1 protein-coding gene is annotated in these 226 nt (G+C 56.2%); it reads right to left on the bottom strand.

All coding sequences use genetic code 11. The annotated features are described in order from the left end of the window. A partial coding sequence (locus tag P0D70_RS37045; protein WP_408188162.1) for an ATP-binding protein occupies positions 1-226 on the bottom strand: 226 nt, incomplete at both ends.

The following is a 226-nucleotide window of genomic DNA, read 5'->3' as shown; positions in this document are numbered from 1 at the left end:
CTGGCCGAACGGCAGATTGCTGGTCAGGACCAGACTGCCAGTTTCGTACCGTTTAGCGACTACCTGGAAGAGCAGGTTCGCCTGCTCGCGGTCCATTGGCAGGTATCCCATCTCGTCAATGATCAGAAGCTTGTAGGGCTTCGTGATCCGCTTGATGGTTTCCTCGAGCTGGTTACGGCGCAACGCTGTCGTCAATTGCATCAGCAGATCGGCGGCAGTGATGAAG

It is taken from the genome of Paraburkholderia sp. RL17-381-BIF-C, from assembly GCF_046026435.1.
GTDB lineage: Bacteria > Pseudomonadota > Gammaproteobacteria > Burkholderiales > Burkholderiaceae > Paraburkholderia.
This window is presented reverse-complemented; position numbering and strand designations above follow the sequence as displayed.